Origin of the sequence: Actinoplanes oryzae (assembly GCF_030757795.1) — a bacterium.
Classification (GTDB): Bacteria; Actinomycetota; Actinomycetes; order Mycobacteriales; family Micromonosporaceae; genus Actinoplanes.
In genome coordinates, this window is sequence record NZ_JAUQWH010000251.1 from 1 (window position 1) to 9,020 (window position 9,020).

The 9,020-nt window shown below is 74.7% G+C and carries 7 protein-coding genes and 2 pseudogenes; 3 read left to right on the plus strand and 6 right to left on the minus strand.

Annotation, left to right across the window (positions count from 1 at the left end):
* A partial coding sequence (locus tag RBH18_RS41380; protein WP_306215984.1) for an acetamidase/formamidase family protein occupies positions 1-505 on the plus strand: 505 nt, incomplete at its 5' end.
* On the opposite strand, the gene RBH18_RS41385 is transcribed toward RBH18_RS41380, so the two are convergent.
* From RBH18_RS41385 to RBH18_RS41395, 3 genes are read right to left on the minus strand one after another with little or no spacing between them, the layout of a single operon-like run.
* The gene (locus RBH18_RS41385) at positions 481-1,011 is read right to left on the minus strand and encodes a GNAT family N-acetyltransferase (RefSeq protein WP_306215985.1); all 531 of its coding nucleotides are present in this window, start codon (positions 1,009-1,011) and stop codon (positions 481-483) included. The genes RBH18_RS41380 and RBH18_RS41385 overlap by 25 nt on opposite strands.
* 9 nt (positions 1,012-1,020) lie before the next feature.
* Positions 1,021-2,019, minus strand: coding sequence for a zinc-binding dehydrogenase (locus tag RBH18_RS41390; RefSeq protein ID WP_306215986.1), 999 nt, complete (start codon positions 2,017-2,019; stop codon positions 1,021-1,023).
* A 40-nt stretch (positions 2,020-2,059) separates the two neighbouring features.
* The gene (locus tag RBH18_RS41395) at positions 2,060-3,883 is read right to left on the minus strand and encodes an AMP-dependent synthetase/ligase (protein ID WP_306215987.1); all 1,824 of its coding nucleotides are present in this window, start codon (positions 3,881-3,883) and stop codon (positions 2,060-2,062) included.
* Between the two features lie 500 nt (positions 3,884-4,383).
* On the opposite strand from RBH18_RS41395, the pseudogene rho reads away from it, so the two are divergent.
* Together rho and RBH18_RS41405 are read left to right on the plus strand one after the other, a co-directional pair.
* Positions 4,384-5,556, plus strand: a pseudogene (gene rho / locus RBH18_RS41400) (transcription termination factor Rho); the annotation flags it as partial.
* Between the two features lie 104 nt (positions 5,557-5,660).
* A complete protein-coding gene (locus tag RBH18_RS41405; protein ID WP_306215988.1) occupies positions 5,661-6,635 on the plus strand; it encodes an epimerase in 975 nt (324 codons plus the stop codon).
* Positions 6,636-6,731: 96 nt separating this feature from the next.
* On the opposite strand, the gene RBH18_RS41410 is transcribed toward RBH18_RS41405, so the two are convergent.
* The 3 genes and pseudogenes from RBH18_RS41410 to RBH18_RS41420 all read right to left on the minus strand — a co-directional run.
* On the minus strand, positions 6,732-7,751 hold the full coding sequence (locus RBH18_RS41410; protein ID WP_306215989.1) for a ThiF family adenylyltransferase: 1,020 nt from the start codon (positions 7,749-7,751) through the stop codon (positions 6,732-6,734).
* Entirely contained in the window at positions 7,748-8,380 is a 633-nt protein-coding gene (locus RBH18_RS41415; protein WP_306215990.1) for a hypothetical protein, read from the minus strand. Before RBH18_RS41415 ends, RBH18_RS41410 begins: the two co-directional genes overlap by 4 nt.
* Positions 8,377-9,020, minus strand: a pseudogene (locus tag RBH18_RS41420) (Hsp70 family protein); the annotation flags it as partial. The pseudogene RBH18_RS41420 and the gene RBH18_RS41415, both read right to left, overlap by 4 nt.

The following is a 9,020-nucleotide window of genomic DNA, read 5'->3' on the forward strand; positions in this document are numbered from 1 at the left end:
GCACGGCGGCAACCTGGACACGCCGGAGCTGCGCGCCGGGGTCACCGCGTACTTCGGGGTCAACGTGCCCGGCGCGCTCTTCGCCCTCGGCGACGGGCACTGCCGCCAGGGCGACGGCGAGGTGTGCGGCACCGGCGTCGAGTCGGCCATGAACACGGTCGTCGTCCTCGACCTGATCAAGGGAGTGGCGACCCCGACGCCGCGCTTCGAGTCGGATGCGGCGCTCATGTCCGCCGGGTCGGCGCGGCCGCTCGAGGACGCGTACCGGATGAGCCAGCACGACCTCGTCACCTGGACCGCGGGGCTGACGGGGCTGGACGTGCTCGACGCGTACCAGCTGATCAGCCAGGCCGGTCAGGCGCCCGTCGGCAATGTCTGCGACCCGAACTACACGATGCTCGCCAAGGTCGCCAAGCGGTTCCTCGGGACCGCCTCCGCGTACGACGGCATGCACGACCGGCTCCGCGCCGCGGCCGCCGGCTATGCGCCCAGGGTGATCCAGTAGCGCCGCATCCGGCCCGACCCGGTGTCGCGGACGTCCTCCAGCTCCCCGGCGTGGCGCTCGATCGTCCGCGCCGAGGCGGTGTTCGCCTCCTTGCAGACGATCAGCACCCGGGGCAGGCCGAGCCGGCGCGCCTCGCCCAGCATCTCGCCGAGCGCCCAGGAGGCCAGCCCGCGCCCCCGGGCCGCCGGGCGCACGCCGTAGCCGATGTGGCCGCCGGCCTCGAGCAGGAAGTCGTTCAGCTCGTGCCGTAACGCGATCGAGCCGAGCACGTCGCCGCCCTCGACGATCCACCGGTAGCTGCAGTGCACCCAGCCCTCCGCGGGCGGCACCGCCGGGTCCTCCTCCCGGCGCAGCCGCTGCACCCAGGCGGCGAACCCGGCCGGATCGTCCACCTCGTCGCCGGGGCGCAGCCCGGCCCCGTCCTGGTAGACGCCCCGGCCCCAGTCGTCGCGCGACGCGAGCCACGCGGCGTGCAGGCGCGTCGTCGGCTTGATCAATTCAGGCATGCCCGAAGGCTAGACCGCCACCCGGACGACGGCCTTGCCGGGCGGGGAGTTGTCCAGGGTGGCGAGCAGGTCGGGGACGTCGGCGAAGCTGTGGACCGCGCCGACCGGGGTGCGGATCCTGCCGTCCCGGGCGAGGCGGGCGAGGGCTTCCCAGGCTGCCTCGTCCTGGGCCGCGCTGTAGCCGCCCGCGTAGACGCCGATGGCCGTGAGGTTGCCGAAGAGCAGGACCAGCGGGTCGATCGGGGCGGGCAGGCCGCCGGCCACGCCGATCAGCGCGATGCGGCCGTTGCGCACCAGGCCACCCATGGCGGCCACGGCGGCCGTGCCGCCCACCGGGTCGTAGATCAGGTCGGCGCCGTGGCCGCCGGTGGCCGCGCGGATCTGGGCGGCGAGGTTGCCGGCGTGCCGGTCGAGGACGGCCTCCGCGCCGCAGCGGCGGCAGAACTCGCGGCCGCCGGGGCCGCCCGCCACGGCGACGACGTGGGCGCCGAGCGCGCGGCCGAGCTGGACGGCGGTGGCGCCGGTGCTGCCCGCCGCGCCCAGCACGACCAGATACTGGCCCTTCTCGACGGGGGCGCGGTCGACCAGGCCCGCGTACGCGGTGCGGAAGCCGACCGCGAACCCGCCCGCCTCCTCGTCGGACATGCCCTCCGGGATGCGGATGGTCGACTGCTCCCGCAGGTACGTGTAGTCGGCGAACCCGCCCCAGCCCGCGCCCACGGCGGTCAGCCCCAACACCTGATCACCGATCCTGTACGCGGACCGGGGCGCCGTGGCGACCACCTCGCCGGCCGCCTCCGCGCCGACGCCGAGCGGCGGGGCGGGCAGGCCCGGGACGTGCCCGGTGGCGGTCAGCTGGTCGGGGTGTCCCGCGCCGGCCGTGCGTACCCTGATCAAAATGTGCCCGTGGCCCGGCTCCGGCCACGCCATCTCCTGCAGCTGCACGACCTGCGCCGGATCCCCGTGGCTCGTGACCCGCCAGGCCTTCCCCCTCACGACGGTGTTCATAGCCTCACCATGACCCCGCCACGCCCGCCGGGGCAACCGATTACAGGTGCTGCATGCTGTCCGCGTACATCTTGTCGATGGTCCCGGCGAAGTTCTTGGCGACGGCGGGGCGGCGGATCTTCATCGAGGGGGTCAGCTCGCCGTCCTCCGTGGTCAGGTCGCGGGGGAGGATCGCGAACTTCTTGATCGTCTCCCAGCGGTTGAGCTTCGCGTTCAGCTGCTCGACGTAGCCCGCGATCAGCTTCTCCGTCTCCGGGGCGGCGACGATCTCCGCGTACGGGCGGCCGGCCAGCGGCCCGCCGGCGGCCCACGTGACGATGGCGTCCTCGTCCAGGGTGACCAGCATCGTCGCGAAGTTGCGGGAGGCGCCCACGACGACCACATGCGACGTGTACGGGCACACGGCCTTGAACTGGTTCTCGATCGCGGTGGGGGCGATGTACTTGCCGCCCGACGTCTTGAACAGGTCCTTCTTGCGGTCGGTGATCGTGAGGAAGCCGTCGTCGTCCAGCGTGCCGATGTCGCCCGTGCGCAGGAAGCCGTCGGCGGTGAAGGCCTCCGCGCTCTCCTGGGGCAGGTGGTGGTAGCCGCGCATGACCGGGGCGCCGCGCAGCAGGATCTCCCCGTCGGCGTCGATGCGGCACTCCAGCCCCGAGAACGCGATCCCGACCGTGCCGGTCCGGTACTTCGTGGGCCTGTTCACGAAGACCGCCGCGCTGGTCTCGGTCAGCCCGTAGCCCTCGAGGATCGGCAGGTTGGCGCCGGCGAAGAACTCGGAGATGTCGCGGCTCAGCGGCGCCGACCCGGACACGAGCAGCCGGATGTTGCCGCCCAGGCGCTGCCGGAGCTTGGCGAAGACCAGCCGGTGTGCGACCGCGTACCGGAGCTTGAGCAGGGCGGGCACCGGCTGGTGCGCCTCGATCAGCGCGGCCCGCCGCCGGCCGGTGCCGACCGCCCACGCGAAGACGGCCCGGGTGACGGCGCCGCCGTTGCGCGCGGTCAGCACGGCCGCGTTGAAGACCTTCTCGAACACGCGCGGCGCGGCGCACAGCACCGTGGGCCGCACGATCGGCAGCTTCTTGATCATCTTGTCGACGCGGCCGTCCACATAGGTCGGCGTGCCCACGTGGACGATGCCGGAGATCAGGCACTTGCCGAAGGCGTGCGACAGCGGCAGCCAGAGGTACATGAGGTCGGCGGCCTGCAGGAGATCGGCCTCGCCCTGCACCACCCCTTCCCAGGTCCAGCAGGCGTGCGTCAGCTCGACACCCTTGGGCCGGCCGGTCGTCCCCGACGTGTAGATCAGCGTCGCCAGGTGCTCCGGCGTCAGCCCCTCGGCGATCGTCTCGATCAGCTCCGGCGTCTCGGCGAGCCGGGCCCGCCCCCGCTCCTGCAGCTCGGCCAGGGTCAGCTGCGGCGGCTGCGCGGCGGGGTCGGCCTCGCCGTCGATGAGGACGACGTGCGTGACGGCATGATCCGTTCCGGTCAGCTTGGCGGCCTGCGCCGGGCTCTCCGCGATCACGACCTTCGACCCGGAGTCCGTCACGATGAACGTGGCGTCCTCGGGCTCGGTGTTCGGATAGACCGTCGTCGTCGCCGCGCCGGCCAGGTTGATGCCCAGGTCGGCGAGTACCCAGTCGAGCCGGGTGCCCGCGATGATCGCCACCCGGTCCTCCACCCCGACGCCGAGCCCGGCCAGCCCCGCGGCGATCGCCCGGGTGCGCTCACCGACCTCCGCCCAGGTCAGCCAGCTCATCCCGGTGTCGTCCGCGGACGGGGCCGCGAAGGCCCGCGCGTCCGGGGTCGCCCGCACGCGCCGGAGCAGCATGTCCGGAAGGGACCGGTACGGGGCGTCGGATGTCATGATTGGTTTCTCCCGCCTCGGCATCGGTGACAGTCCCGGCGGGGAGCCGCCGGGAGCACACTGTCGATCACCACGGTAACGGGTGGCCGCGTGACCGGCGCCACCGCGCTGTGGGTTGCGGTTGCCGGCCCTCGGCGCTATCTTTCCACCAGACGCATTCCGCTGACCACTCGCGGGCGTCCTTTCCTTCGACGCGCAAGCCCTCTCTCGGTCGGCTTTTCGCTGAAGCCCTCTCGCGGCCTGCCGGAGTGTCTTTCCGCCGGGGTTGCGCCCTGGCGACGCCTTTTTCGCCGGTTCATCGCAGTCCCGCCCGCAGTCCCGCCCGCAGTCGCGTGCTGACCCCGCCGCCGTGTCCGGGCTCGCGGGACGCGACCGCCGGCGCCGGCACCCCGAATGGGGCCCGCGGCCGACGAGCGCCGCCCGACCGGCCTGGCGCGCGTCTTCCCTTCCGCTCTCGATGAGGAGTTCCCATGACCGACCTCAAGGTCAACCCCACCACCCGCCGGCGTACGGCCGGCACCCGCCCCCGCAACCGGCAGACGCCCGCCGGGCCCCCGCCGGGCGCCCCGGCCACCGACGTCCCGGTGAGCGGGCTCGTCGACATCACCGGGACGCCCGGACCCGACGGCCGCGACAAGGGCTGGATCCGCGCCGGTGGCTACCTGCCCGGGCCCGCCGACGTGGCGGTGCCCGTCCGGCAGCTCACCCGGCTCGGCCTGCGCCGCGGCGACCATGTCGCCGGCACCGTGCATCCCGACGGGTCGCTGAGCGTCACGGCGGTCAACGGCAAGGAGCCGCGGGCACGCCGCCCCGACTTCGCGGACCTCACGGTCGTGCACCCGCACGAGCGCCTGCGGCTCGGGTCGGCGGGCGATCTCACCGCCCGGGTCACCGACCTGATGATGCCGATCGGCAAGGGGCAGCGCGCGCTGATCGTCGCGCCGCCCAAGGCCGGCAAGACCATGGTGCTCAAGTCGATCGCCGACGCCGTCGCCCGCGCGCACCCCGAGTGCCACATCATGATGCTCCTCGTCGACGAGCGCCCCGAGGAGGTCACCGACCTGAGCCGGTCGGTGCGCGGCGAGGTCGTCGCCGCCACGTTCGACCGGCCGCCCGCGGAGCACACCGCCGTCGCCGAGCTGGCGATCGAGCGGGCCAAGCGCCTCGTCGAGGACGGCCGCGACGTGGTCGTGCTGCTCGACTCGCTGACCCGGCTCGGCCGGGCCTACAACCTGGCGGCCCCCGGGCGCGGCCGCACCCTCTCCGGCGGCCTCGACTCGACCGCCCTCTACCCGCCGAAGCGCCTGCTCGGGGCGGCCCGGGCCATCGAGGGCGGCGGCTCGCTCACCATCGTCGCCAGCACGCTCGTCGACACCGGCTCCGCCCTCGACGGCGTCATCTTCGAGGAGCTCAAGGGCACGGGCAACGCCGAGCTGCGCCTCGACCGGGCCCTCGCCGAGGCCCGGATCTTCCCGGCGGTGGACATCGCCACCTCGGGCACCCGCCACGACGAGCTGCTGCTGGGCCCGGCCGAGCTCGCCGTCGTCCACCGGCTCCGCCGGGCCCTCTCCGGCCAGGAGCGGCGGCCGGCCCTCCAGCGCCTGCTCGCCCAGCTCGCCGGCACGCCCACCACCGCCGACTTCCTCCGCCAGATCGCCGCCGCCCTGCCGTGACCTGCTGCTACCACCGCCGACTTCCCCCGCCGGATCGCCGCCGCCCCGCCCTTGACCTCCTGCTATGCTCGATTTGAGCGACTGCTCAAATCGAGGAGGCGGCCATGAGGATCGTGATTCCCGGGGGCACGGGGCAGGTCGGCACCGTCCTGCGGCGGGCCCTCGCGGCGCGGGGCGACGAGGTCACCGTGCTCAGCCGGCGGCCGGAGCGGCTGGAGCCGGGCGTGCGGCACGTGGTCTGGGACGGCCGCACGACGGGCGCCTGGGCCGCCGAGCTCGACGGCGCCGACGCCGTGATCAACCTGGCCGGGCGGTCGGTCAGCTGCCGCTACACCGACGCGAACCTGCGGACGATGATGAGCTCCCGCATCGACGCGACCCGCGCCGTGGGCGAGGCGATCGCCGCGGCCGGCCGGACGGGCAAGGCGCCGAAGGTCTGGCTGCAGATGAGCACGGCGACGATCTATGCGGACGCGCGCAGCCGGGGCGACGACCTGCCGCACGACGAGGCGACCGGGATCATCGGCGGCGACGAGCCCGGCGTCCCGCTCTACTGGGAGTACAGCGTGCGGATCGCCCGCCGCTGGGAGCAGGCCCAGGCCGAGGCGGACACCCCCGGCACCCGGCGGGTGGCGCTGCGCACGGCCATGGTGATGACCCCGGACCGGGGCGGCGTCTTCGACTATCTCTCCTGGATGGCCCGCCTGGGCCTGGGCGGCGCGGTGGCCGGCGGACACCAGTACGTCTCCTGGATCCACGGCGACGACTTCACCCGGGCGGTGCAGTTCCTCCTGGAGCGCGACGACCTCGACGGCCCGGTCAACCTCTCCGCCCCCGGGCCGCTGCCGCAGCGGGACCTGATGCGCTCGCTGCGCCGGGCCTGGCGCCGGCCGTTCGGCCTGCCCGCCACCAGGGCCATGGCGGAGCTCGGCGCCCTCGCCCTGCGCACCGACACCGAGCTGCTGCTGAAGAGCCGCCGTGTCGCGCCGGGCCGGCTGCTCGACGCCGGCTTCCGCTTCGACCACCCGAGCTGGGACGCGGCGGCCGCCGATCTCGCCGCCAGGGCCCGCAACCGCTGATCGGCACAGCCGCAGGGCCCAACCGTCCGACTCAGTCGCCGGGCTCAGCCGTCCGGCGCGGCCGCAGGGCTCAGCCGTTCGGCTCAGTCGCCGGGGTCAGCCGTCCGGCGCTCCGGTCAGCGCACCGCGGCCGTCGGCGACGATCTCCGCGACGTCGACGTGGTAGCGGCCCGACTCGGTGTGCTCGCCCAGCAGGATCCGGCGGGCGGTGTCCGTGACCAGCGCCGCGCCCAGGGCCACCCCCGACGCCAGCTGCGGCCATCCGCTGAGCGTCACCCCGATCTCCGGCATCGACGCGGCCATCCGGGCGCTGAGCCGGCTTCCACCCAGGAGCTCCGCGACGGAGACGGCGCCGGCCTCGCGCGAGCCGATCAGGCCGTGCAGGATCGGGCGGTCCGGCTCGAGGTCGAAGCGCTCCACGTCGAGCATGCCCCGGTCGTTGGTCTCCATGAGCACCGGGATGCGCAGGGCGCGGGCGCGCTCGCGGACGAGCACCTTCAGCGCCAGGTCGTCGCACTCCTCGACGACGAGGTCGAGCCCGCGCAGGAACTCGTCGATCCGGGCGGCCCGCAGGCCGTCGCGGTGGAGCTCGACGCCGAGCCACGGGTCGATCCCGGCGAGCTCGCGGGCGGCCAGGACGGTCTTCTCGACGCCCAGGTCGGCGACCCCGGCGCGCAGCCGGTTGAGGTTGGACAGGCTCAGCCGGTCGTGGTCGGCCAGCCGGAACGCGCCGCCGACGCCCTCGAGCGCGAGCGTGATCGCCGCCATGTTGCCGACCGACAGCCCGATGACACCGATCCGCGCCCCGGCCAGCCGCCGCTGCTCCGCCGGCGTGATCTTGTCGCGGTTCCGGTCCGCGCGCACCTCCCGGAACTCGTCGCGCGGCAGCAGATGCACCAGGCGCCGGTGCCACGGGTAGTACACCCACGTGCCGTACCGGGAGGGGTCGCGACCGGCGAGGTGCTCCGCGACGAGGCGGTCTCGCCCGGCCGCGGCGAGCCCCGGATGGCGTACGCCGATCAGCTCGGCCAGTTGCTCGAGCAGCGTGTCGTGGATCTCGGCGCCCGGGTGGGGCACCTGGTCCGCGGCGTCGTACACCTCCGGCTGCCAGATCATGCCGCCGCCAGCCGCTCGCCGACCAGCTCCCGGAGCTCCGCGAGCCGGGGCCGCACCGGCACCGGCACGTCCCGGGGGTCTCCGGCGAGCACGCAGAGGGTGTCGGCGAGCTCCGGCACGTACCGCCGCCCGTACTCCTCGCGCAGCTCGAGGCCGATGGCGAGCGCCAGACGGTGCTGGTGGTGCCGGGTGCCGGCCGTGCACCACATCAGCCGCCGCCCGAGCAGGCGCGCCAGGGCGACGGTGGTCAGCGCCAGGTCGAGTCCCAACCGGCGGCCGCGCCACCGTGGCGCCACCACGAGCCGGGCGGTCTCCACCACCGCCGGCTCCGCGAGCCCGTGCCCGGCGAGCAGCCGTGCCGACAGCTCCGGGTCCCAGGTGCGGACGGCGCTCGCGGCCAGCGCCTCGACGGGACCGACGCTGACGCAGCCGGCGATGGCCGGTCCGTGCCGGACGATGACGTGGTAGGCCGCCGGATCGCCCGGGTGCGGATCGGTGAGCGCGCGGAAGGCCGGCCGGGACCCGCCGTCCCACAGCACCTGCCCCCGGAAGCGGCGCACCTCGTCCACCACCCGCCCGCCGGGCCGGTGCACCTCCCAGCTCAGCACGTCACGGCCGGCGGCGGTCATCGGCGGTCGATCGGGATGCAGTTGCCGGTCTTGTACGTGCCGGCGGCGTCGCGGACGAGGGTGTGGTCGGCGCGGGCGATGCGGGCGCACACCTTGGGGGCGTCGTCGATGGTGCGGGCGAATCGGCCGCCGCCGGTGTCCAGGACGGACTTGCTGCGCGCCTCGTCGTAGTAGGCGCCGCGGCGGCTCTCGGGGGCCTGCGCGCCCATCAGCTCGTCGGGCGGGTCGCCGCCCTGGCTGCCGAAGAGGTGCAGGTGGAAGCCGCCGGTGGCGTCGGGGTCGGAGCCGCCGAAGTCGGTGTCGTACTCGACGGTGAAGGTGCCGTCCGCCACGGTGGCCCGGGTCAGGCACACCCAGCGGCGGTTGCTCTTGATCTCGTCGGTGCACTGTTCGTCGGCGGGGCCCGCGGCGGCCGCGGCGGTGCCCGGGCTGGCGCCGGGGTCCGAGCCGGTGGCCGTGGCGGTGGGGGTGCCGGCGTCGTCCCGGTCGTACTGGGCGTAGGCGATGCCGCCCGCGACGGCGAGCACGGCGGCCGCGGCTCCGGCGGCCACCAGCATGCGCCGGCGCCGGGTCCGGCGGGTGGCGGTCTGGGCGGCGACGTTCTCGGAGGGCTTCCTCGCGGCTTCGGCCTGGGGGGTGG

Bases quoted from the DNA above. Each gene is read 5' to 3' on its own strand.
- RBH18_RS41385 (WP_306215985.1), bottom strand. From the start codon at position 1,011: ATGCCTGAATTGATCAAGCCGACGACGCGCCTGCACGCCGCGTGGCTC.
- RBH18_RS41390 (WP_306215986.1), bottom strand. From the start codon at position 2,019: ATGAACACCGTCGTGAGGGGGAAGGCCTGGCGGGTCACGAGCCACGGG.
- RBH18_RS41395 (WP_306215987.1), bottom strand. From the start codon at position 3,883: ATGACATCCGACGCCCCGTACCGGTCCCTTCCGGACATGCTGCTCCGG.
- RBH18_RS41405 (WP_306215988.1), top strand. From the start codon at position 5,661: ATGAGGATCGTGATTCCCGGGGGCACGGGGCAGGTCGGCACCGTCCTG.
- RBH18_RS41410 (WP_306215989.1), bottom strand. From the start codon at position 7,751: ATGATCTGGCAGCCGGAGGTGTACGACGCCGCGGACCAGGTGCCCCAC.
- RBH18_RS41415 (WP_306215990.1), bottom strand. From the start codon at position 8,380: ATGACCGCCGCCGGCCGTGACGTGCTGAGCTGGGAGGTGCACCGGCCC.